The sequence below is a fragment of the Variovorax sp. 01N429 genome, assembly GCF_056399425.1.
Genome location: NZ_JBFTRG010000001.1, coordinates 510,701 through 532,988, shown reverse-complemented (window position 1 = coordinate 532,988; position 22,288 = coordinate 510,701). Strand labels below are relative to the sequence as shown.

The 22,288-nt window shown below is 65.0% G+C and carries 21 protein-coding genes and 3 riboswitches; of the genes, 10 read left to right on the top strand and 11 right to left on the bottom strand.

Annotated features, from left to right (window positions below):
• Position 1: 1 nt before the first annotated feature.
• The gene (purU, locus tag AC1DSF_RS02575; RefSeq protein ID WP_478125140.1) at positions 2-847 is read right to left on the bottom strand and encodes a formyltetrahydrofolate deformylase; all 846 of its coding nucleotides are present in this window, start codon (positions 845-847) and stop codon (positions 2-4) included.
• Positions 848-937: 90 nt separating this feature from the next.
• Here purU and aptA point away from each other — a divergent pair, with 90 nt between their 5' ends.
• Positions 938-2,272 (top strand): omega-aminotransferase AptA, encoded by a 1,335-nt coding sequence (gene aptA, locus AC1DSF_RS02570; protein ID WP_478125139.1) that lies wholly within the window; start codon positions 938-940, stop codon positions 2,270-2,272.
• Positions 2,273-2,305: 33 nt separating this feature from the next.
• On the opposite strand, the gene AC1DSF_RS02565 is transcribed toward aptA, so the two are convergent.
• From AC1DSF_RS02565 to AC1DSF_RS02550, 4 genes are all read right to left on the bottom strand, one after another.
• Entirely contained in the window at positions 2,306-3,145 is an 840-nt protein-coding gene (locus tag AC1DSF_RS02565; RefSeq protein ID WP_478125138.1) for a ChaN family lipoprotein, read from the bottom strand.
• A gap of 33 nt (positions 3,146-3,178) precedes the next feature.
• Complete coding sequence (locus AC1DSF_RS02560) at positions 3,179-3,457, bottom strand: BTH_I0359 family protein (RefSeq protein ID WP_478125137.1); 279 nt, start codon at positions 3,455-3,457, stop codon at positions 3,179-3,181.
• 115 nt (positions 3,458-3,572) lie between these two features.
• On the bottom strand, positions 3,573-4,646 hold the full coding sequence (gene ydiK, locus AC1DSF_RS02555) for an AI-2E family transporter YdiK (RefSeq protein WP_478125136.1): 1,074 nt from the start codon (positions 4,644-4,646) through the stop codon (positions 3,573-3,575).
• Positions 4,647-4,725: 79 nt separating this feature from the next.
• A complete protein-coding gene (locus tag AC1DSF_RS02550; RefSeq protein WP_478125135.1) occupies positions 4,726-5,889 on the bottom strand; it encodes a DUF3108 domain-containing protein in 1,164 nt (387 codons plus the stop codon).
• Between the two features lie 98 nt (positions 5,890-5,987).
• Here AC1DSF_RS02550 and AC1DSF_RS02545 point away from each other — a divergent pair, with 98 nt between their 5' ends.
• The gene (locus AC1DSF_RS02545) at positions 5,988-7,001 is read left to right on the top strand and encodes a fumarylacetoacetate hydrolase family protein (RefSeq protein WP_478125134.1); all 1,014 of its coding nucleotides are present in this window, start codon (positions 5,988-5,990) and stop codon (positions 6,999-7,001) included.
• A gap of 19 nt (positions 7,002-7,020) precedes the next feature.
• Here AC1DSF_RS02545 and AC1DSF_RS02540 read toward each other — a convergent pair whose 3' ends face one another.
• Positions 7,021-7,794 carry a response regulator transcription factor gene (locus AC1DSF_RS02540; protein WP_478125133.1) on the bottom strand — a complete coding sequence of 258 codons (774 nt, stop codon included), beginning with the start codon at positions 7,792-7,794 and terminating at the stop codon, positions 7,021-7,023.
• 74 nt (positions 7,795-7,868) lie between these two features.
• Between AC1DSF_RS02540 and AC1DSF_RS02535 the strand changes: the two genes are divergently transcribed.
• Genes AC1DSF_RS02535 through AC1DSF_RS02525 form a run of 3 tightly spaced genes read left to right on the top strand, consistent with a single transcriptional unit; the run spans position 7,869 to position 10,838 of the window.
• Positions 7,869-9,614, top strand: coding sequence for an FAD-dependent monooxygenase (locus AC1DSF_RS02535; RefSeq protein WP_478182278.1), 1,746 nt, complete (start codon positions 7,869-7,871; stop codon positions 9,612-9,614).
• Positions 9,611-9,823: a hypothetical protein gene (locus tag AC1DSF_RS02530; RefSeq protein ID WP_478125131.1), complete on the top strand. Its 213-nt coding sequence runs from the start codon at positions 9,611-9,613 to the stop codon at positions 9,821-9,823. Before AC1DSF_RS02535 ends, AC1DSF_RS02530 begins: the two co-directional genes overlap by 4 nt.
• Positions 9,824-9,863: 40 nt before the next feature.
• Entirely contained in the window at positions 9,864-10,838 is a 975-nt protein-coding gene (locus AC1DSF_RS02525; RefSeq protein ID WP_478182277.1) for a Bug family tripartite tricarboxylate transporter substrate binding protein, read from the top strand.
• A gap of 14 nt (positions 10,839-10,852) precedes the next feature.
• Here the strand turns inward: AC1DSF_RS02525 and AC1DSF_RS02520 are convergent, their stop codons facing one another.
• Positions 10,853-12,046: a toxin-antitoxin system YwqK family antitoxin gene (locus tag AC1DSF_RS02520; protein WP_478182276.1), complete on the bottom strand. Its 1,194-nt coding sequence runs from the start codon at positions 12,044-12,046 to the stop codon at positions 10,853-10,855.
• A complete protein-coding gene (locus tag AC1DSF_RS02515; protein ID WP_478182275.1) occupies positions 12,043-12,453 on the bottom strand; it encodes a VOC family protein in 411 nt (136 codons plus the stop codon). The genes AC1DSF_RS02520 and AC1DSF_RS02515 overlap by 4 nt, the downstream gene beginning before the upstream one ends.
• A 75-nt stretch (positions 12,454-12,528) precedes the next feature.
• Here AC1DSF_RS02515 and AC1DSF_RS02510 point away from each other — a divergent pair, with 75 nt between their 5' ends.
• The 5 genes from AC1DSF_RS02510 (at position 12,529) to AC1DSF_RS02490 (ending at position 18,327) form a co-directional block, all read left to right on the top strand.
• Entirely contained in the window at positions 12,529-12,885 is a 357-nt protein-coding gene (locus tag AC1DSF_RS02510) for a DUF2946 family protein (RefSeq protein ID WP_478182274.1), read from the top strand.
• Positions 12,886-12,988: 103 nt separating this feature from the next.
• On the top strand, positions 12,989-15,289 hold the full coding sequence (locus AC1DSF_RS02505) for a TonB-dependent receptor (RefSeq protein ID WP_478182273.1): 2,301 nt from the start codon (positions 12,989-12,991) through the stop codon (positions 15,287-15,289).
• A gap of 25 nt (positions 15,290-15,314) precedes the next feature.
• A complete protein-coding gene (locus AC1DSF_RS02500; RefSeq protein ID WP_478182272.1) occupies positions 15,315-16,214 on the top strand; it encodes a copper chaperone PCu(A)C domain-containing protein in 900 nt (299 codons plus the stop codon).
• Between the two features lie 67 nt (positions 16,215-16,281).
• Positions 16,282-17,022: a PhaM family polyhydroxyalkanoate granule multifunctional regulatory protein gene (locus tag AC1DSF_RS02495; protein WP_478182271.1), complete on the top strand. Its 741-nt coding sequence runs from the start codon at positions 16,282-16,284 to the stop codon at positions 17,020-17,022.
• Between the two features lie 36 nt (positions 17,023-17,058).
• The gene (locus tag AC1DSF_RS02490; protein ID WP_478125123.1) at positions 17,059-18,327 is read left to right on the top strand and encodes an FIST signal transduction protein; all 1,269 of its coding nucleotides are present in this window, start codon (positions 17,059-17,061) and stop codon (positions 18,325-18,327) included.
• Here the strand turns inward: AC1DSF_RS02490 and AC1DSF_RS02485 are convergent.
• The 3 genes from AC1DSF_RS02485 to AC1DSF_RS02475 form a co-directional block, all read right to left on the bottom strand.
• Entirely contained in the window at positions 18,288-19,613 is a 1,326-nt protein-coding gene (locus AC1DSF_RS02485) for a D-amino acid dehydrogenase (RefSeq protein ID WP_478182270.1), read from the bottom strand. The genes AC1DSF_RS02490 and AC1DSF_RS02485 overlap by 40 nt on opposite strands.
• Positions 19,614-19,700: 87 nt before the next feature.
• Positions 19,701-19,806, bottom strand: a riboswitch (glycine riboswitch).
• Positions 19,807-19,810: 4 nt separating this feature from the next.
• A riboswitch (glycine riboswitch) is annotated at positions 19,811-19,911 on the bottom strand.
• A gap of 26 nt (positions 19,912-19,937) precedes the next feature.
• Positions 19,938-21,185, bottom strand: a complete 1,248-nt coding sequence (locus AC1DSF_RS02480) for an FAD-dependent oxidoreductase (protein ID WP_478182269.1) — start codon at positions 21,183-21,185, stop codon at positions 19,938-19,940.
• Between the two features lie 78 nt (positions 21,186-21,263).
• Positions 21,264-21,370: riboswitch (glycine riboswitch) on the bottom strand.
• A 144-nt stretch (positions 21,371-21,514) separates the two neighbouring features.
• Entirely contained in the window at positions 21,515-22,249 is a 735-nt protein-coding gene (locus tag AC1DSF_RS02475) for a helix-turn-helix domain-containing protein (protein ID WP_478182268.1), read from the bottom strand.
• Positions 22,250-22,288 lie beyond the last annotated feature (39 nt).

Below are 22,288 nucleotides of genomic sequence, written 5' to 3'. Positions count from 1 at the left end.
CTCAGCGGAAGACCACGGTGCGGTGCCCGTTCAGCAGGACCCGATGCTCGCTGTGCCACTTCACGGCCCGCGCCAGAACCTGGCTTTCGGTGTCGCGACCGCGTGCGGTGAGGTCTTCGACCGTGTCGGTATGGTCGGCGCGCTCGACGTCCTGCTCGATGATCGGGCCTTCATCGAGATCGGCCGTCACGTAGTGCGCGGTGGCGCCGATCAGCTTCACGCCGCGGTCATGCGCCTGGTAGTAGGGCTTCGCGCCCTTGAAGCTGGGGAGGAAGGAGTGATGGATGTTGATGGCGCGACCGGCGAGCTTGACGCACAGGTCGTTGCTCAGGATTTGCATGTATCGCGCCAGCACCACGAGATCGGCGCCTTCGGCTTCGATGATCTCGAGCTGCTTTGCCTCTCCCTGCGCCTTGGTCGCGGCAGTCACCGGAATGTGGTGAAAGGGCACGTTGTAGCTCGCGGCCAGCTGGTAGAAGTCGCGGTGGTTCGAGACGATTGCGCGCACGTCGATGGAGAGCAGGCCGCTCTTCCAGCGGAAGAGCAGGTCGTTCAAACAGTGGCCTTCCTTGCTGACCATGATGACCGTCTTCATGGGTTCGGCAGCGGCATGGAGCTTCCAGCGCATTCCGAACTTCGCCGCCAGTTCGCCGATTTGCTCGCAAAGGGCCGCTTCGCCCTGGTCGCATGCGAAGCGCACGCGCATGAAGAACAGGCCGGTGCCGCGGTCGTTGTACTGGGCTGCTTCTTCGATGTTGCCGCCGCGTTCGAGCAGGAATCCGGAAACGGCATGAACGATGCCGGTGCGATCGGGGCAGGAAAGGGTAAGGATGTACGCGGGATTCATAAGGCCGGCCATTGTCGCAGGGCGCACGGGGGGCGCAGCCGGTGCCAAAATGAACCTTTTCAAGCAAGAACGACCCCTCAGGAGCGATTCATGGCCTATAGCGACTTCAACATGGACAACCAGTGGTTGCCCTTCACCCCGAATCGTCACTTCAAGAAGGACCCGCGCGTCTTCGTGGCGGCCGACGGGATGGAGTTCACCACGCACGACGGGCGCAAGGTGATCGACGGCATCTCCTCACTCTGGTGCGTGGGCGCGGGCCACAACCGCAAGCCGATCAACGAGGCGATCAAGACGCAGCTCGACACGCTCGACTACGCGACGGCTTTCCAGGTCAGCAACGACAAGGCTTTCAAGGCCGCCGAGATGATTGCCGCCATGGCGCCGGGCGATCTCAACAAGGTGCTGTTCTGCAATTCAGGCAGCGAAGCGGCTGACACTTCGCTGAAGGTGGCGCTGGCCTATCACCGCGCGCGCGGCGAAGGCCACCGCAATGTCTTCATCGGCCGCGAAAAGGGCTACCACGGGGTTGGCTTCGGCGGCATGTCGGTGGGTGGCATTCCGGGCAATCGCAAGGTGTTCGGCTCGGCATTCCTGCCGCGCGTGGACCACATGCGCTTCATCCACGACCCGGTCAATCATGCTTACATCCACAACCAGGAGCCCGTCTGGGCCGAAGATGCACTGGCCGAACTGGAGCAGCGCATCCTGCCGCTGCACGATCCCAGCAACGTGGCGGCGATCATCGTGGAGCCGGTGGCGGGTTCGGCCGGCTGGTACCTGCCGCCCAAGGGCTACCTGCAGAAACTGCGCGAGATCTGCGACAAGCACGGCATTCTGTTGATCTTCGATGAGGTCATTACCGGCTTCGGGCGCATGGGCACCAACTTCGCGTCGGACTATTTCGGCGTCGTGCCCGACATGCTGAACTTCGCGAAGTGCGTGACCAATGGCGTGATTCCGCTGGGCGGCGTGATCTGCCGCGACAAGCTCTACGACGCGATGATGAACACTTCAGCGCCCGAGCACGTGGTGGAGTTCTTCCATGGCTACACCTATTCGGGCCATCCGGTGGCTTGCGCGGCGGCCATCGCGACGTTGGAGCTGTTCCAGAAAGAACAGCTTTTCGCTCGCGCCGGCGAGATGGGCAAGGTGTTGGGCGATGCGTTCCACAGCGCTTTCAAGGGGCTGCCCAACGTCATCGGCATTCGCAGCCTCGGCCTGGCAGCGGCCGTCGAACTCGCGCCGATTGCGGGCCTGCCGGGCAAGCGTGCCTATGACATCTTCCTGGAGTGCTTCCACAACGGCGCGCTGGTGCGGCCCGCTGGCGATGTTCTGGTGATCGCGCCGCCTTACATCGTCGAGAAGTCGCACATCGACAGCTTGGTCAACACGCTGTCGGACGCGATCAAAAAGCACGCCTGACGCACGTCACACATCACGCCTGACGAAGCGTGATCAGCCGGGCTGGCGGCGCTCCGTTCGCAGCTCGGCGCAGTAGTCTTTTTCAGGAAGGGCAGGCGTCGACCATGCGACGTCGTACACGTCAGCGTCAGCATGCGGAGCGCCTGCCTGCATCTGCACCACTTTCACTGAGATGTCGGTCGGCAAGTGCTGCGGAACCCCCAGCATCTTGTCCGCATGCCCGGCGCCGCTCACGAGCAGCACCGTCTTGCCGGGCACACGCGCCTTGACGATCGCCTGCGCCATCGACCGGTCGCGCGCGATCTGGATGCGCGTCATCGGGACGATTTGCGACTCGGGCAGCAAGTTGCAGTGGCCGCTTCGTACCGCCTCGCGTTGGGCCGACTGGGCGCCATCGGCGAGTTGGGCGTCGAGCGAAACGTCCTTCATCGCATCCTTCATGTGCTCGCGCGGCAGATTGGCGCCGATCACGGGCACGCCTGCACGCACTGCGGCCATCACAATGGGACCGTAGTCGCTCCAGGGCCAGGCGTTGTCGTTCCAGCTCAATGCGGTCTGTACCTGGGCTTCGATCGCATCGGCGCCAAGATGGCCGGTGCTGTTGCCTGCGTCGGCCATTTCGAGGGCCAGCGCCGCCAGCCGGCCATCGGCGGCGAGTGCTTCGACGGTTTGGCGCTCCAGGACATGGTGTTCGGGGGCATCGTGCTGCTCGCCGAGCAGCAAGGCGTCGACGGGCAGGAGCTTTGCGACGCGGCGGGAGACAGGAGCGTCGGCGGCCGTCGTTCCCGCGGCGCAGCCGGCCAGGAGAGCGGCGCCAATGATTGCGCTGATTGGTGCGACGAACGTCTGCGTGAAAGCGCGTCGAAGGAGCATGGCAAAAAAAGAGCGCCGAAGCGCTCTGGGTGATCAGTGGACGAGCACAGGAGTGTGCGCCAACTCGGCGTACCCCTCCAGGGTGTCCTCGACTTCTTCCTGCGTGGGTGTATTGAGTTGCCACGCGGCGATCTGCTGTTGGAAGAGTTCGGCCCATGAGCCGTCGAGGTACACCTCCTTGCCCGAGCGTTTGTCGACGATCTCGAAGCCGTGGCGCGCCAGAACTGGCAGATGAGGCGCCAGTGGCGCTTCTCCTTCGGTCGGCTGCACGTGCACGACGACGAAGGAGTCGGAGTCGTAGAGCATTTGCATTTCGGGTCCTGTGAGGATGTCGATGGCATTCATAGTCGTTAGATAGCAATCAACGCGCCAGTTTCAATATCCTTCGTGCGCTGTAGGAGCCTGCCTGTATCGTTTTGTGTCCGGATCAGCTCTTTGCCTCGACGGTCGTGAGATCGGGATCGGCCAGCCAGGCTTCCAGCAGGGTGTACGAGACCGCCAGCATGACCGGTCCGACGAAGATGCCGACCAGCCCGAAGCCGAACAGCCCGCCGATCACGCCCGCGAAAATCAGCAACAGCGGAAGATCGGCGCCGCGCTTGATCAGCCACGGACGCAGGAAGTTGTCCATCGTGCCCACGATCAGGGTCCAGATGAGCAGAAAAATCCCCCATCCTGTCGAGCCGCTCCAGAAGATCCAGACCACTGCCGGCGCCAGCACCAGCGTGGGGCCGATCTGGACGATGCAGAACATGAACATCACCGCCGTGAGCAGCGCCGAAAAGGGCACGCCGGCGATCGCCAGGCCGATTCCGCCCATCACCGCCTGCACGATGGCCGTCACGCCCACGCCCAGCGCGACACCGCGGATCGCCTGACCGGCGAGGATCACGGCGTCTTCGCCACGCTGACCGCCAAGTCTCCGGCCGAACAGGCGCACGGTCGCCGCCGCAGCCTCGCCCTGCGCGTACATCAGCCCGGCGATGACGACTGTCAGCAGGAACTGCAGCGTCAGCGCGCCAACGACGCCCGCCTGGGCAAACACCCATCCGGTGACTTGCTTGGCGTAAGGCGCGATTTCGGCTTCCAGCCCCGCCACGCCTGATGCGACCTGCGCGTTCCACGCCGTCGTCAAGCGCGGTCCGATGAAAGGCAGCCGGCCCAGCCAATCCGGCACCTGCGGCGGCCCCTGGCTGATGAGCGACCTGACCCATGCCGTGACCTCGTTCGCATTGGCGGCAATGGTCGAGATCGCCATCGTCAGCGGCAACACGAACAAGAGCAACAGAATCAGCACCATCACGAGCACCGCGAGGCTGCGGCGCCGCCAAAGCCGGGCTTCGAACCACAGCAGCGCCGGCCATGTCGCCACCACCACCATCGCGGCCCAGATCGTCGCGCCCAGGAACGGCCGCAGCACCCAGAGCGAAGAACCGATGAGCAGGGCGATGCTCAGAACGTTGAGCGTGATCTTGGCCAAATCGGTGCGGGGTTCGGTCATGGTGCGGTGCATCTTTGCTTGAATGCCCCGCAGTGTCCCCGAAGTCGGCCGGCCGGCAATCGTCAAGATGGGTGTGGTGCTAGTTCGATGTGCGCAAGGGGACCTGTTCGCGCAACTGGAGATCCGCGAAATCCTGGTTTGCCTGCGTCTGCTTGATCCTCACCGGCAGATAGCCCATGTCCGGTGCAAGCCAGAGTTCGACCTTGTCATCGAACGGCTGGCGCGGATTGCGGGTGAGCCTTCGAACCGAGAATTCGCCTGCCGGCACCGTCACGCGCTCTTCGCCTGAGACGTTGAAGGTCCAGATTTCGGCGTCGGAGGGCCCGACCGTCTGCACGGCGACGACTGAGCCCGGCGGATAGCGCCCCGGGTCGCCGGCCATCAAGGCGCCCAACTGCATCACGACGCTGAGCCGGTCTTGCGCGCCCGCCAACAACGGCACGCTGGGCGCGTTGTTGCTGAAGACCACGGTCTTCTGGTCTCGAACGAAATGCGAAGCGACCTCGGTCTTGCGCTTGTCGGCAAAGCGAAGCGGCTCGATTCCTGTCGGGCCGATGACGCCATTGCTGTGCAGGCTGCGAAAAGTCTTGAACAGAAATGTGAGCGACAGCTTGGCATCGTAGTGCTCGCCATCTTGCAGCCAGACGAGATCGCCGAACACGCCTTGCATGGGCGTCGAGCCCTGCTGCGCGGTGGCGGCAAAGGCGAGGCGAACGGAGCCTGGAATGCGCAGCGGTACCGAGCCGGGCATGTTGGCTTGCGACGCTTCGCTGTCGGGCTTGGCGGCGCCTTGGTCGCCGTTCGTTCCTGAGCCAGCTTCGTTGCCGGTCCCGGGCGACATATCAGTAGCCTCCGGCGAGGTGTTGGTTGGCGGGGCGATTTCCTGCCACTGCGGCAGGGGCTGCGGCTGGGTCGGGATCGCCGCTTCGGATGCGGGTGTTGGCGAAGGTGTCGCTGGACGTGGCCGAACGCGGGGGCGGGGACGCGCGGGCTTGTTTTCCGCGGCAGGCGTTGCCGGTTCTGGTGCGGCGGCGGGCTCAGACTCAGAGATGGGCGGAGGTGCGACAACGATCGTCCGGGTGATGAATCTTTCGGTCAGCGTCGTCGGGGGTGCTCCCATGCCCGATGGGGCGAGCCCCAGCAGCATCAGGTGGACGATCACCACCGCGGCGGTGAGCAACGCCAGCACGCGCCAGGGCGGACGGGGTGCTTCGGGCATGGCGGGGAGAGTGAACGTCGGCATGGGAGGTGGACCCGGTGCCGGCCGCGAGGTTCGTCTCGGTACACTGCCGCCCGGTCAATCAGTTTAGTAGCGATGCCGCGCCGGCATCGGCCGCCACCATGAAACTCGCCACTCTCAAAGACGGTTCGCGCGACGGGCAGCTCGTCGTCGTTTCGCGCGATCTCGCCACCGCGCATTACGCCACCGGCATCGCCAGCCGCATGCAGCAGGTGCTGGACGATTGGAGCTTCATCAGCCCGCAGTTGCAGGATCTCTACGACGCGCTCAACGGCGGCCGTGCGCGTCATGCTTTTCCGTTTGACCCGACTCAGTGCATGGCGCCGCTACCGCGCGCCTATCAATGGGCCGATGGCTCCGCTTACATCAACCATGTCGAACTCGTGCGCAAGGCCCGCAACGCCGAGGTCCCCGAGAGCTTCTACGTCGACCCACTGATGTATCAGGGCGGCAGCGACGATTTCATCGGTCCGTGCGATCCGATCGTGGTTTCCAGCGAGGCTTTCGGCATCGACTTCGAGGCCGAGGTTGCGGTCGTTACCGGCGACGTCAGGATGGGCGCGACACCCGCGCAGGCGCTCGATGGGATCCGGCTGGTCATGCTTGCGAACGATGTGAGCCTGCGCAACCTGATTCCGGCCGAGCTTGCCAAGGGGTTCGGGTTTTTCCAGAGCAAGCCATCGACGGCTTTCAGTCCCGTGGCGGTCACCACCGACGAACTCGGCAACGCCTGGCAGGGCGGCCGCGTACACCTTGCGCTGCAAAGCACCTGGAATGGCCGGAAGGTCGGCATGTGCGATGCGGGCGAGGAAATGACCTTTCATTTCGGCCAACTCGTCGCGCACATTGCCAAGACGCGAAACGTGCGCGCCGGGAGCATCGTCGGCAGCGGGACCGTGAGCAACAAGGGCGTCGAGAAGGGTGGCCGGATGGAATGGCCGAAGGGCTACAGCTGCATCGCCGAGAAGCGCTGCATCGAAACGATTCAGGACGGCCAGCCTTCGACCGAGTTCATGAAGTACGGCGACACGATCAGGATCGAGATGAAGGCGCAGGACGGCCAGTCGGTCTTTGGGGCGATCGATCAGGAAGTGGTGGCGCCGGGCGGGGGCTGATGACAGCCCCCAGCCCGCGTCATGCGCGGCTACGCAGCAACTCCTTCATGTTTGCAACGCCCAACCTTCGAAACGCTCGGTACTGATGTGTTCTCGCGGTCGTGAGCTCGATGCTCATTTCTCGCGCCGCTTCCTTGGCCGTCTTGCCGGCCAGCAGATGACCGATCACCTCGCGCTCGCGAAGGCTCAACCCCGGCAAGCGCGAGGCGAGCGTTGGCTCGGCCGCTTCCCTGGCGACGACCGCACTGCGGCCGTGCGCTGCTGTTGCATCTGCCAAGAGCATTGCATGCGCTTCCAGCAGGTGGAAGTCCTCCGGGCTGAAATCCGGCTGTGCGAGGCTCCTGTAAAAGCTCACGGCGGCGCGCTGCCCTGAAGGCAGGAGAAGCAGCACCGACGCACGCTCGCGAATTCCAACGTCCCCGTAGCAAGCCGCGCGATAGGCAGGGTCGGCCACTTCTTCCGCACGCTGGTGGCCCAGCCATAACTGCGCCCGCTTCGGCAGCTTTCGGGCGGCCAGCCATGCCATGTTGGCGTCGAGCAGGTCGAAGCGCTGCGCCACATAGCGCTCGGCGGTGCGTTCGGCAGTGTTGCCGTAGGAGCTGGCGGCCGAGACGGTTTCGATGCGGCCCGCCGAGTCGACTGCAAAGACGGTGCAGAAGGTCACCGGCAGCACGGCGTGCATCGCCGCCAGATAGCTGGCGGCCAAGTGCGACGTGCCGACGCCGGCGAGCACGTTGCTCACGACCGACGCCGCGATCGGCCGATCTTCGCCTTTGACTGGCCAGCGTCTCATCGTGGGGGAAGGGTTTGCACTTCGTACGAAGTTACGACAACGACGGCTCTCGTGCATCCGGACAATCCCTTCGCATGACTACCGCTGTCGTGCCCCATCCCTCCGCGCGTGCAGGCGATGCTGCAACCGGACCGCTGCCTCCGCAGGCGGCCGATCTGCCGCCATCCGTCGGCGCGTTTCACTACACGCGCCACGAACCACGCCTTCCATCGTTGGTAAACGGACAGGAGCCCGCTCGCCATCCGGTGGTGATTGCCGGAGGGGGCCCCGTCGGCATGTCGCTCGCGCTTGGCCTGGCGAACCATGGCGTCCGAAGCGTGATCCTGGAGGCCGACGACACCGTTTGCGTCGGCAGCCGGGCGGCATGTATTTCGCGCCGGAGCCTGGAGATCGTCGAACGCCTCGGCGCACTCCCTTCGTTCCTGGCGAAAGGCCTGCCGTGGACCGGCGGGCGCAGCTTCTACAAGACCGACGAGGTGTTCCGCTTCGAGATGCCGCACGACGCCAGGCAGAAGCTGCCGCCGATGATCAATCTCGAGCAGTACTACATCGAGCAGTACCTGCTGGACGAGATCAATCGCCGCAACGAGTCGACGCCGGGGATCATCGACATCCGCTGGGGCACCGAACTCACGGGGTTTGTCGAGGATGCCGATGGCGTCTCGCTGTCGGCACGCAATGCGCAAGGCGCCTACGCATTGAGCGCCCAGTGGCTGGTCGGCTGCGACGGTGGCCAGAGCTTCGTGCGAAAGTCGCTCGGGCTCAACCTCGAAGGCACGGCTTACGAAGGCCGCTACGTGATCATCGACATCGAACTGCACAGCGAACATCCGACGGAGCGGCGCGCATGGTTCGATCCGCCGTGGAACCCCGGCTCGACGGTGCTGATGCATCGGCAGCCGGACGACATCTGGCGCATCGACTATCAACTGCGCGCCGGGCAAAGCACCGAGGAAGCGCTCCAGCCGTCTGCGGTGCACGAATTCGTGCAGCGTCACCTCGATGCAATCGGCGAAGGTCACCTGCCATGGAAGACGGTCTGGACGTCTGTCTACCGTGCCGGCGCGATGACCCTGGAGAGCTACCGCCACGGCCGCGTGCTGTTCGCCGGCAATGCTGCGCATGCGATGCCGATCTTCGGGGTGCGCGGCCTGAACTCGGGCTTCGATGATGCGGACAACCTCGCCTGGAAGCTGGCGCTGGTGGCGCGCGGCGTGTCGAGCGCGGCGCTGCTCGACAGTTATTCGCAGGAGCGCGTTGCCGCTTTTCATATCAACGCTGAAAGCGCGATGCGCAGCACCGAATTCATGTCGCCGCCGACACGAGGTTTCGATTTGCTGCGCGAGGCGGCGCTGTCTTTGTCAGGCGCGCACCGCGAGATCGCAAACCTGATCAACCCGCGCCAGACGCAGGCGGTGCAGTACGAGAACTCGGCGCTTTCGAGCGATGACGATGCATCGATGCCGGGCCCGCAACCAGGCGACGTCATGCCCGATCAACCGCTTGCACTGGACCTTCACCTCACCGACTGGCTACGGCCGGCTTTCATGGTGCTCGTCCTTAACATGACGCGCACGGACGCCACGCTCACAGCCGAAATCGCGGCCGCCCAAGCGACGCCGCTGGCGGTGGTGATCTGCGAACTCCCGCCGGGAAGCGCCGATGCATCGGTGTTCGCTGCCCTGGGTGCGGAAGAGGGCGCCGTCTATCTCTTGCGGCCGGACGGGCACGTCGCCGCGCGGTGGCGCCGAGTCCCTTCGGGTGCGCTGCGGCATGCCCTGGAGCGCGCGTCGGCGCTCGCCGAAACGGAGCACGCATGACTGCCTTGTCGCTCGAGGCGCGTGATCGCGTCTATGCCGAATGTGCTCGCGCCATCACCGAGGCTGGCGCCGAGCGAGAATCGCTTTTCCTCGCGCGGCTCGCGCTGCTGCTGTTCGAGCAGATCGGCGATGAGGCGCGTTGTCGGGCCGCGTTGGCGCAAGCGCTGCGCGATCTGCCAGCGCCGTCCCTATCCGCGGGGCCAACCTGAATTCACGTCAACGTTTCAGAAAAACCAGGAGACTTATTCGATGGATCGCAGAACCCTGCTCACCACCCTCGCCGCTGGCGCCGCGGCAGCCGCCGCACCTTGGGCGCGAGCCCAGACCTATCCGGACCAGCTGATCAAGTGGGTGGTGCCGTATCCCGCCGGCGGCGGAACGGACGTGATCGCGCGCACGCTCGCGGAGGCGATGCGCCAGACGCTGGGCCAGCAGATCGTCATCGACAACCGTCCGGGCGCGTCGACCAACATCGGCGCCGAACTGGTCGCGAGGGCCAAGCCCGACGGCTACACCATCCTGTCGGCCGACAACGCCGTGCTGGCCTTCAACGAGCATCTCTTCACCAAGCTGCCTTTCAACCCGTCCAAGGACTTCACGTACATCGGCGCGATCGGCAAGTTTCCGCTGGCACTGGTGGTCAACCCGAACTTCCCGGCGAAGGATTTCAAGGAGTTCCTCGCCTATGCGAAGGCCAATCCGGGCAAGGTCAACTACGCGTCGCCAGGAAACGGCTCGCCGCATCACCTCGCCATGGAGCTGTTCAAGAACCGCACGGGCACCTTCATCACGCACATCCCATACCGGGGCGCGGCGCCCGCGATGGCGGACGTGATGGGCGGTCAGGTGCCGTGCATGTTCCTCGATCTGGCGTCCGGCCTGTCCATCATGCAAAGCAAAAAGGTGCGCGTGCTGGCCATCGGCTCCGGCGCTCGCTCGAAGCTGCTGCCGGACGTGCCCACGCTCGCGGAAGTCGGCGTGCCCAATGCGGAGGTGTTCGCGTTCCAGGGGATCCTCGGCCCGGCAGGTATGCAGCCAGCGGTAGTGACGCGGCTCAACACCGATCTGAATCGCGCGTTCACGGCGCCTGAGGTGCAAAAGCGCTTCAACGACTTCGGCATGGAGGCAATGCCCGGCACCCCTCAGCAGTTCTTTGCGCTGTCGCGGGCGGAGTCGCAGCGCTGGGGCCCCATCATCAAGGCCGCGGGCATCAAGCTCGATTGAGGCTGCGAGGCTGCTCAGGGCCGGGCAAACGCCTTGCGCGAGCCGTCCTCGAAGACTTCGTCGTCCCGTTCGAGCTTGCCAAGAGCGTCCCACACGCGTTCGCGGGTGACGCGCCCCTTGTCGTCGTAGACCGACTCAGCGATGAGCGTGCCGTTTTCGCTGAAGCGCTGATGCGTTCCGACGGGGATCTGCCGGAAGCGGTCGATCGCCACGTAACGCCCGACGGCAGCGCGCTGTCCGTTGTCGTGGAATTCGGTGATTTCGATCAGCCGTGCGTCGCCGTCGGCGCCATAAACGGCCTTGCTCCGCGGCTGGCCGTTCAGGTAGAAGCTTTCGTCGCTGGTCGGGTCGCCGGCCGCGTTCCAGCGTTGGTCGCGCACGAGCGTGCCCTTTTCTGAAAACTCCTGTTCGCGCTGCTTGATCGGGCCACGTTCGCTCAGCAGGGAGACCACTTCGCGGCGCTTGATGCCTTCGGACGAAAAGCGTCGCTCGGTGCGCTGGTTGGGCAGGAATTCGTCGGTTGCCGAGGGCTTGCCGTTGTCATAGAAGTCTTCGCTTCGCACACGCTTGCCCGCCAGATAGGACACACGGGAGCGCAGTATTCCCTTGGCATCGAACAGGTCGACGCGCGACGGCCCGCTTCCGAAGCCGCAGAGTCGCGCGTCGTCGGCAACGGGCGCGAGCACCGGCTTGTCGCCACAACGCAAGGCCGAGAGCTGGCCGCGATCGGTGAACTCGACCGATGCGCGTTCGCCCGCGGCATCCGCGAAGTAGGTCGCCTTGCGCAGCTGTCCGGAAGGATAGAAGCTGCGCACGAGGCCCGTTTCGCGGCCGTCGTCGTAGGTGGCGTCCCTCACGACCTGTCCATTCGGTGAAAACTCTCGGGCGCGTCCGTCCATGTTGCCGGTGGCGTTCACCGAGTATTCCTTCGCCAGCTTTCCGTTTTCGTAGATGCGCACGCGGCCCGCGAAGGTGCCGCCCCGAACCTCTTGCTCGCGAACCAGCTCGCGGCTGTCGTGGTCCCTGCAGCGCATCAAGCCGGTCTTGCCGGCAGTGCTGTTGCCGTCCGCGGGATTGACGGCGGCGCCGTTGAGATCGCAATCCTGGGCAGCGTAGGCCGCGCCCGGGCCAAACAGAAGCAGGCCGGCCAGCACTCCCGCGACCCGTAGCGAGGTCGACGTGGCAGCGCTTGCGGAGCGCGGCGTCATGTGTCGTAGACGGTGTCCAGCGACCGGAAGCCCTTGGCCTCGATCGGGTTGCCGAAGGGATCGCAAAAGAACATCGTCCATTGCTCGCCGGGCTGGCCTTCAAAGCGAACCTGGGGTTTCAGGACGAAGTCGGTCCCGGCGGATTCGAGGCGTGCAGCCAGTGCGCGCCAGGCGGGCAGTTCGAGCACGATGCCGAAGTGAGGCATTGGCACCATCACGTCGCCGACGCGGCCTGAGCGCGAGGTGGCGAAAGGCTCGCCGAGGTGCAGCGAGATTTGGTGGCCGAAGAAATCGAAATCGACCCACGTGTCGGTGCTCCGTCCTTCGGCGCATCCGAGTACGCGGCCATAGAAGCCCCGCGCTACGTCGAGGTCGCGGACGTGAAAGGCGAGATGAAAGATGGACATGTGACTTTTGTGTCGAATCGTTCATTGTCCACAAGCCGGGGGGAGATGGCGAGGGTTGATTGATAATCCCTTTCGATGTCCCCACTGCGCCGCGCCCACCGCCTGATCAGCTTCGTGCTGATCTGGTTTGCGCTGTCGCTCGGCGTGGCGATCGCCTCGCCGGTGGTTCATCCCCAGGCGATGGAGCTGCTTTGCTCCAGCGCCGGCGCGGTCAAGGTGGTCGTGCAGACGGACCATGGCCTACAGGAAGTGGGCGGCGCGCACATGGACTGCCCGCTGTGCGTCATAGCAGGCGCCCCTCCGCCCACGCCAGCTGTCGTGCTGCCAGCGATCCACCCGCTGGCGCATGCCGTCCAACCCATCCCTGCCGCGCGCATCGCCGCGGCGACCGCGGCGCCGATGCCGGCGCGCGGTCCTCCAAGTCTCCTCTGAAGTAATTCGGCCTTGCCACGCCCGGGCGCCACTTCTGGTGGTGCGCCCGAGCCGGCTTCCCGCAATTCACCGGCGCCAGGAGGGCGCCGAGGAGCACTTTTCGATGAACAACAAAACCGTGCTGTCGCTCGCCATGAGCGCGGCATTTCCGTGGGCGGGCGCGTGGGCACAGGCTGCCGACGACGCGCCCGAGCGGGTCAAGTCGCTCGGCGTGGTGACGGTGACCGGTGGCCAACCGAGCTCGCTGCCCACGCAGATCCCGACCACGATCGAAGGCATCACGCGCGAAGAAATCCAGACGCGCATCAACGCCACCGACAGCGAGGACGCGCTCAAGTACATGCCAAGCCTGCTGGTGCGCAAGCGCTATATCGGCGATTACAACCACGCCATCTTGTCGACCCGCGCCTCGGGCACCGGCAATAGCGCGCGCTCGGCCGTGTATGCCGACGGCATCCTGCTGTCGAATTACCTGGGCAACGGCATAGCCAACGGAACGAATTACGCGCCCCGATGGGGGCTCGTCACGCCGGAGGAGATCGAGCGCGTGGATGTGATGTACGGCCCGTTTTCGGCAGCCTACCCGGGCAACTCGGCGGGGGCGGTGGTCGACTATGTCACCCGCATGCCGACCCAGCTGGAGGCGCACGTCAAGGCAGGCTACTCGTCGCAGCCCTTTGATCTCTACAACACGCACCGGACGTTCAACAGCTGGCAGACCAGCGCCTCCCTGGGCAGCCGCAGCGGCGACTGGTCATGGTGGATCGACGTCAGCCGCACCGACAGCCAGGGGCAGCCGCTGACCTTCACGACCGCGACGGTGGCGTCGGGCACCGCGGGCCGAGCCGGAACGCCCGTCACCGGCGCCGTGCTGGGCCTTAACACCACCAACACGCCCTGGTACATCCTGGGCACCGGCACCCAGTACCACACCATCCAGGACCACGCCAAGCTCAAGCTGGCGTACGACTTTTCGTCCACGGTACGGGCAACCTACACCCTCGGCTGGTGGCAGAACACCGCGGAGGGTCGCCCCGCGACCTACCTCGGCAATTCGAGCGGCCAGCCGGTCTACACCGGGCTCGTGAACATCGCCAACCGCAGCTTCGGCCTGGGGCCCACTGCGTTTCCGCTCACGAATGACAACCAGACGCACTCCATGCACGGGCTTTCGGTCAAGAGCAACACGCAGGGCGAATGGGACTGGGAAGTCGCAGCGAGCCTTTACGACTACGCGACCGACCAACAGCGCGCACCGACCATCGCGCCGCCGCTGGCGAACTTCGGTGGCGCCGGCACGTTGCAGGACCAGGGCGGGACCGGCTGGAACACGGTCGCGGCCAAGGGCACCTGGCGGCCGCAGGGCGTGGGCGGTGCCCACATCGTCGATTTCGGCGTCGGACGCGACGCCTACAAACTCGGCATCCTCAAGAACAACGTGCTCGGCAGTTGGCTCGATGGCCCGCCAACCTCCCTGGTCAGCGATGTGGGAGGGCGGTCCCAGACCCTGAGCGCCTGGGCGCAGGACGCCTGGTCCTTTGCGCCCAAGTGGAAGGCGGTGCTGGGATTGCGCTATGAGGACTGGAAGGCCATGGATGGATTCACCTCCACGGCCACCAACACTCTGGCCTACCCGGATCGCGGCGAATCCGACTTTTCACCGAAGGCCGCGATCGCCTACCAATGGACGCAAGACACGGTGCTGAAGGCTTCGCTCGGACGCGCGGTGCGGTATCCAACGGTGGGCGAGCTCTACGGAACGACGACGGGCGGCGCACTGTCCTTCATCAACGACCCGTTCCTGAAACCCGAGAAATCATGGACCAGCGAACTGTCGGCCGAGAAGGACCTTGGCAACGCCCTGGCACGTGCAACGCTCTTCCACGAGACGACAGACGACGCGCTCTACAGCCAGCTGATCCCCAACACCACGATCTCGCGCGTTCAGAACATCGAAAAGGTGCGCACCACCGGCTTCGAGCTGGCCTACACGGGACAGGACGTGTTGGTTCGTGGCGTCGAGGTCGGCGCCAGCCTCACTTTTGCCGATTCGAAGATCGTGGCGAACCCCGGCAATCCGGCGAGCGTCGGCAAATGGCAACCGCGCGTGCCGCGTTGGCGCTCGACGGTTTTCGCGACGTACAAGCCTGATGTGCAATGGGCCTTTACCGCCGCCGCGCGCTACAGCGGAACCCAATATTCCAACCTGGACAACAGCGACGTGAACGGCTTCGCCTACTTCGGCGCCAGCCGGTACTTCACGGTCGACCTGCGAGCCCGCTACCAGATCGACAAACGCTGGTCGGCTGCCCTGGGCATCGACAACGCCAACAACTACCAATACTGGAATTTCCATCCGTACCCGCAGCGCACCTACACCGCTGAACTCCGTTTCGACCTCTGACTCCACTCTTCACCAAGGATCTGCCATGAACCCCGCATTCACACTCAAGCACGTCGCTGCCTGCATTCTGCTGACAGGCGCCGGCGGTGCCTTCGCGCACGTCACGCTGCCGCCGGGCGGCGCGACCGCCGGCAGCAACTACGAAGCCGCTTTCCGTGTCGGCCATGCATGCAAGGATGCGAAGACCACCACCGGCATCGCCGTGCGATTGCCCAAGGGATTTGCCTTCTCCGATGCGCAGGCGCGCAAGGGCTGGAAGCTCGAAGCGCCGCCCGCGGGTGACAATGGCGGCGAAGTGCGCTGGACTGCCGAAAGCGCGCAGTCGGCTCTTCCTGCCAACGAGCGCGCCGAGTTCGTCGTTCGAGGCAAGCTGCCCGCGACGCCCGGCGTGTTGTGGTTCAAGGTGCTGCAGTCTTGCGACAACGGCAGCGCCGACTGGGCGCAGGTCCCTGCCAAAGGCAATGACACCACCGGACTCGAAAGCCCGGCGGCGCGGCTCGACGTGCTGGCGCCCGGCGTTGCCGCGGTCGATGTGCGCGATGCGTGGATTCGCGCATCGGTGCCCGGTCAGAGCGGCACCGGCGCTTTCATGAAACTCAGCGCGCCGTCGGGCGCGCGACTGGTCGGGGCTTCGACGCCGGTCGCCGGCGTGGCGGATGTTCACGAGATGAAGATGGAGGGCGACACCATGCGCATGCGCGCCGTCGAGGGCGGGCTCGACCTGCCGGCGCGCCAAACCGTCGAACTCAAGCCGGGCGGCTATCACCTGATGCTGACTGACCTGAAGCAGCCGCTGGCCAACGGAACCAACGTGCCTCTGACGCTGCGCTTCGAAGATGCCAAGGGGCAGAAGACTTCGCTGAACATCAACGTGCCCGTGCTCACTGGCGCCGCGGTGCCCGCGGGCGGCGAACACAAGCACTGAGCGATCCAAAGGCCGGCGACGTTGGAGTAAGCTGCCCCACACAAGAACACTCTTCCGGAGACCCCTCATGAGCGACGCAAGCAAGCCTTTTGCCTTCAGCCAGTTCGTTCCCGGCTTCGATTTCTTGCGGAACCTGGCGAGCGGAGGCGCTGCGGCCAGCGCGAGCGCGGTTCCGGGCATGCCGAGCCTCTCCAGTTGGGTGGCGCCCACGCTCAGCGTGGAGGAGGTCGAAAAGCGGATCCAGGAACTCAAGACGGTGCAGTTCTGGCTCGAACAAAACGGCCATGCGCTCAAGGCGACGATCCAGGCGCTCGAAGTGCAGAAGATGACCCTCTCCACGTTGCGCGGCATGAATGTGCAAATGGAAGATCTCGCCAGCGTCTTCACCCGCCAAGCCGCGGCGACGCCGGCGTTCAGCACCGAGTCCCCGCCGCCCTCGGCTGCGGCGGCTTCGAAGGCGAAACCGCAAGCTGAAGAGGAAGTGGAACCGAAAGAGACTGGCGCCCCGGCCCGCCCCGAGGGCGCGGCGGGCGCGGCAGGCGTGGTCGACCCGCTTCAATGGTGGGGCGCACTCACGCAGCAGTTCCAGCAGATCGCGAGCTCTGCCTTGCACGAAGCTTCACAGGTCAAGATGCCGATGATGCCGCCGCTGTCCGAAGCGCACGGCGAGAAGACGCCGGCGGCATCGGGCAAGGCGCCACGAAAGACGGCTACCGCCGCATCCAGTAAAAAATCCGCCGGCGGTCGCAGCGCCGCCGGAAGCAGCACATCGCCCACTCCGGCGCGCAAGCGGGCGCGCGGACACTGACGACGCCTTCTCCTTCCCGCACAGAAAGCCGAGCGCATGAAGCTCTTTCCTTCCGGGCACGCCACTCATCCGCAATGGCGCATGGCGGCCGGACTCGTGCTCGCCCAACTGCGTGCGCAGATGGCGCTGGCCGACTACGCGCGCGCACCCACACTGGGCCTGCTCTACATCACCGATCACTACTCGGCCGATGCGCAGGAGATCCTCGATCACCTGGGCGCCGAACTGCCAGAGATCACCGATTGGTCCGGCACCGTCGGCGTCGGCGTCGCCGCGAACAACGCCGAATACTTCGACGAGCCGGCGCTCAGCGTCATGCTGTGCGAGTTGCCGACCGATCAGTACCGTGTGTTCTCCGGCGTGGCGCCGCTTGCGAGTTCGGAGATGAGCGGTTTCGCGGCGAAGATGGCGCTGGTGCATGCCGACCCGCGTACGCCGGAACTCGCCGAACTGATCGCCGAGATGGCTGACCGTACCGATACCGGCTACCTGTTCGGCGGCCTCTCGTCGGGGCGCGCCGGATCCTTGCAGTTTGCGGTCGGCGGCAACGGCAACATTCCCGGGCACGGTGCGGTGGGCGGAGTTTTCTCGGGCGGCTTGTCGGGCGTGGTGTTCGGCGAAGGCGTGCGCCTGGTGTCGCGCGTCACGCAGGGTTGCCAGCCTGTGTCGCAGGAAAGAGAAATCACGCACGTGGACGGCAACCTGCTGCTCGAGCTCGATGGCGAGCCGGCCCTGGACGTGCTGCTCGACGACCTGAACGTCTCGCTCGATGCGCCCGAGCATGCCGTCGATGCGGTGCGCGCCACCCTGGTGGGCTTGGCCGAGGCCGGCAGCGATGGCGTAAGGCGTACGCGCGACTTGGGCGCTGACGTTCGTGTGCGGCACATCATCGGACTGGACCCGACGCGTCGCGGCGTGGCGATTGCCGACGTGGCGGAGCCCGGCATGCGAGTGAGCTTCTGCCGACGCAACGCGCAGGCGGCGCGAGCCGATCTGATGCGCGTGTGCGCCGAAATCCGCGAAGAACTGGAGCCGGAGGAGCAGACCTTGGCCACGGCGCGCGCTGTAGCCGCCGGCGAAGCCGAGGCCGCGCCGCACCCCGCGCGCCGCATCGCCGGTGCGGTGTACGTGAGTTGCTCCGGTCGAGGTGGCCCGCATTTCGGCGCTCCCGGCGCCGAATTGCAGATCGTGCGACACGCGCTGGGCGATGTCCCGCTGGTCGGCTTCTTCGCCGCAGGCGAGATCGCCCGCCATCACCTCTATGGCTACACGGGCGTGTTGACGGTCTTCACCAGCGACGACTGACGTTTCGCGCCGCGTCCGATCGCGCCGGTGAAGCTGAAATCCACTTCCGGTGTGAGACCGCTGACGATCCGCGCGATCGACTTGCCCGAACCGCAAGCGTGCGTCCAGCCGAGTGTGCCGTGGCCGGTGTTCAGGAACAGATTCGGCAGTTTCGTCGCGCCGACCAGGGGCACATTGCTCGGCGTGGCGGGGCGAAGGCCCGTCCAGAACTGCGCCTGCGTAGGGTCCCCGGCGCCCGGGAACAGCTGCTGGACGCGGCGAACGATGGCTTCGCAGCGAACGCGGTTCAGGTCGCGGTCGTAGCCATTGAGTTCGGCGGTGCCTGCGATCCGCATCCGATCGCCGGTGTCCGAGGTGTAGCGCGAGAAGACGAGCTTGAATTCGTCATCGGTCAACGACACCTGGTACGCCTTGGCTGCGTCGACCACCGGCATCGTGACCGAGTAGCCCTTTGCCGGATAGATCGGCAGACGAAGGCCCAGCGGAGCGGCAAGGAGCGGGCTCAAGGAGCCCATCGCCAACACGAACGCGTCGCCGCGAATGCGTTGGAATCTGCCCTCGTCGTCCGTGACTTCGGCGTGCTCGATCGAGCCACCGGCTTCGCGCAGGGCGGTCACGGTATGGCTCATAAGGAAGCGAACGCCCGCTGCCTGGGCGAGAGCGGCGAGTTCGCGTGCGAATCGGTTCGCGTCGCCGGATTCGTCTTCGGCCGTGTAGGTGGCGCCAGCCAATTGCGGGCGAATGTGGGCCAGCGCGGGCTCGAGCTTCACCGCCTCGTCGGCCGAGATGACCTGCCGGTCGCAGCCCAGCGCGCGCATCTGTTCGGCAGGCGCCAGTGCGGCGTCGAATTCCTTTTGCGTCGTATAGAAGTGAAGGATGCCCTGCATGCGCTGGTCATAGGCAATGCCTGTGTCCCGCCGCAGTTGTTGCAGCGTTTCGCGGCTGTAAGTGCCCAGGCGAACGATCTGCTCTATGTTGTGGCGGGTGCGTGCCGGCGTGCATTCGCGCAGGAACTGCAATCCCCAAAGCCATTGCCGCATGTCTGGGCGCAGACGGAACAGCAGGGGGGCGTCTTCCTTGCCGAGCCATTGCAGCACCTTCAGCGGTGCACCCGGATTGGCCCAGGGCTCGGCATGGCTCACCGAGATCTGGCCGCCGTTGGCAAAGCTGGTTTCGGCGGCTGGTGTGGCCTGCCGGTCAATGATGGTCACTTCGTGGCCGAGTTGCTGGAGGAAATAAGCCGAAGTCACGCCGAGCAGGCCGGCGCCAAGAACGATCACGCGCATTTGAGTAAACCTCTAAGGTTGCAGCGATTGGATCGAACGAAAACGGATGCTGTGAAAACGAAAGCAACCGGACCGTGCGTCCAAGTTGCCGCTCCCCCTGTCCTCGGTACCTGAGAGATTCACCCGTTGCGCCCGCAACGGGTTTGCTCCTTCGGTGCATCACTTTGCGTGATGGCTCTCCAGACGGCTCTGACAGTTGGTGCAGTACAGGCTCGTTGTTGCGAGCCGACCTGAGCGTTTATGGGAGTTTGCGCCTTCGGTGAGGCCGCCAGGCGGCCTGCTCTCCTGCAGTGGGGCGATTGTAGGGGCGCTGCGGCGCGCTGGCTACAGGCCCCTGAAGGCGAAGTCGAGTTCGGGTCGCAAGCCGCTGATGATACGGGCGACCGATTTGCTCGCGCCGCAGGCGTGGGCCCAGGTGGGTGTACCGGGGGCCGTATTGAGGAAAAGATTGGGTACTCGCGTCTTGCCGATCATCGGCAGGCGGTTTCTGCTTACCGCGTGCATCGCCGTGTCGAGCGATGCCTCATCGGTTTTCGCCATTCCGGGAAACAGAATGTCGATGCGGCCCAGCATTGCTCGGAAGCGGTCCGAATCGGGCTCGCTCTCTTCGTCATCGCGTACGCGCACCGTGGAAGAGACCCGGAGATACACACCGTTTGCGCTTTCGAGCCGTCTGATGCGCAGCTTGCCCTGGCGATCGTGCAGTGCGATGTGCGGTGCACGCGCCGCGTCCTTGACCGGCACCGTCGCGATGTACTCACGCACGAAGTTCAGCGGCATGGCGATACCGAGCTCTTCAGCATGCGGGACGCTCGATGCGCCCAAGGCGAGCACATAGGATTGCGCGCGCAGGGCTACCGGTTGTCCTTGCGCATTGAGCAGGTCCACGTGACTGATCCGGCCATCGCGGGTTTTCAGCGAAACGACCGTGTGTTTCATCATGAATCGCACGCCGGCCGCGCGGCACAGGAAGACGATGCTGGCTGCGAACTGGGCTGGATCGCGTGCCGGGTCTTCGGGCGAGAACGTTGCTCCGACGAGCGCGGCGCCAACGGCCTGCAGTGCGGGCTCGAAGGCCATCGCTTCCTCGGGCGAGAGCAGGCGCTCCTCGCAGCCGAGTTCGGACCAATGGGGTGCCCGCGCCACGCGCGCTCGAAAAGCTTCGGCGTCGGTAAAGAACTTCATCAGCCCGTTCGAGCGCGGCCGCTGAGGCATGCCAGCCTCGTCATGAAGCGCCCGTGCGGTGTTGCGGCTGTAGGCTGCCAGGCGCACCAGTTGATCGAGCGGATCGCGTTGAGGCGGCGCACCGATGGCGCGGTCGAGCAGTTCGGAGAGGCGGCGACGCACTTTCCCCCAGAGCCGGGGCCCATTGCCTTTGCTTCGCCGAGCACAGGCCGAAGCCGCACCGCCGCCGTGCAATGCGATGGCAGGCTCGCCGGGTTCGACCCTGCCCCTGGCTTTGGCGGCGGGGGTCCCGTGGCGGTCCACGACGATCACCTCGTGACCGAGCTGCTGAAGGTAATAAGCCGTCGTGACGCCGAGCAAACCAGCGCCGAGCACAACCACGCGCATGTCCGAATCCTTTTGGGATGGCATGAACGGCGGGCGTTGGCGCTTACTGTGTCAGCGCCGAAAACCCGTGTTCAGACTGCCGCTCCCCCTGTCTTCTTTACCTGAGAGATTCATCCGATGCGGCATGCAGCGGACTTGCTCCTTCGGTGCACCACATGGCGTGGTGTCTCTCCAGTCGGCGATTGATCAATGTGGGGCAGTCACCGAACCGCGCTTGCGGTTCACCTGAGCGTTCATGGGAGTTTGCGCCGACGGTGGGACGAAAGGGTCCACTTTTCTGCGGGGCGCATCTTATCCAAGAAACCGGTTTCTGTGTGTTCATCCTTTGTTCACGCTCTTCGAAGGCGGGTGAACAGTTCGAACTCCCAATTGCGCATCCCCAAAAGCAATGTGTAGCCCTCGCGTTCCTTGGGCGACAGCTTCTGGTCGGTCTGATGCTGTTGGGCAAAGTCCTGGGCCACACGCTGCAGACGGTCCAGAAAAGCAGGCGCAAGCGACTTGCTGATGGACCCATGCACCAGCAGCAAGCCTTCGGCGGGGCCGTCGAAGCCGCCCCGGTAGTAGTCGAGCACAACGTTCTCGCGAAAGAAATCCATCACCGGACCGTGGGGACGCCAGCGGAAGGTCTTGGCGAGTTTCAGGCGATAGCGATTCAGGGGCCGCAGTTCGATGATTCCGATGCGGTCGAGTTGCGCGAGATAGCCGATGCATTCGGCTTCGCTGATGCGGTAGGCCGCGACGATCTGCTCGAGGGTCCACTGGCTCAGCACGCAGATGGCGAGCAGCAGCAGCTTCTTGTCCTTCACTACGGCCTTTTCCTGTTCGAGCGTCAATTCCTTCAGCAAGGGTTGAGCGTCCGCGACACGGCGGGCGAGTTCCGCGAAGTCGATCTTGAGAGCCCGGCAAATCGCATCGACTCGCGTGAGCGGCATATCGCCCTTGGCGAGCATCCGCTTCACGCTTGATTCCGCCATGTCCAGCGACCTGGCGAGGTCCGCATACGTCATGTGGGCGCTTTTGAGTTCGTTCTTGAGGGCGACGACCAGATCGACGGTGGTGCTCATGGGTGGCGACAGAAGGGCGAGTGTTGATGTTGATATCGG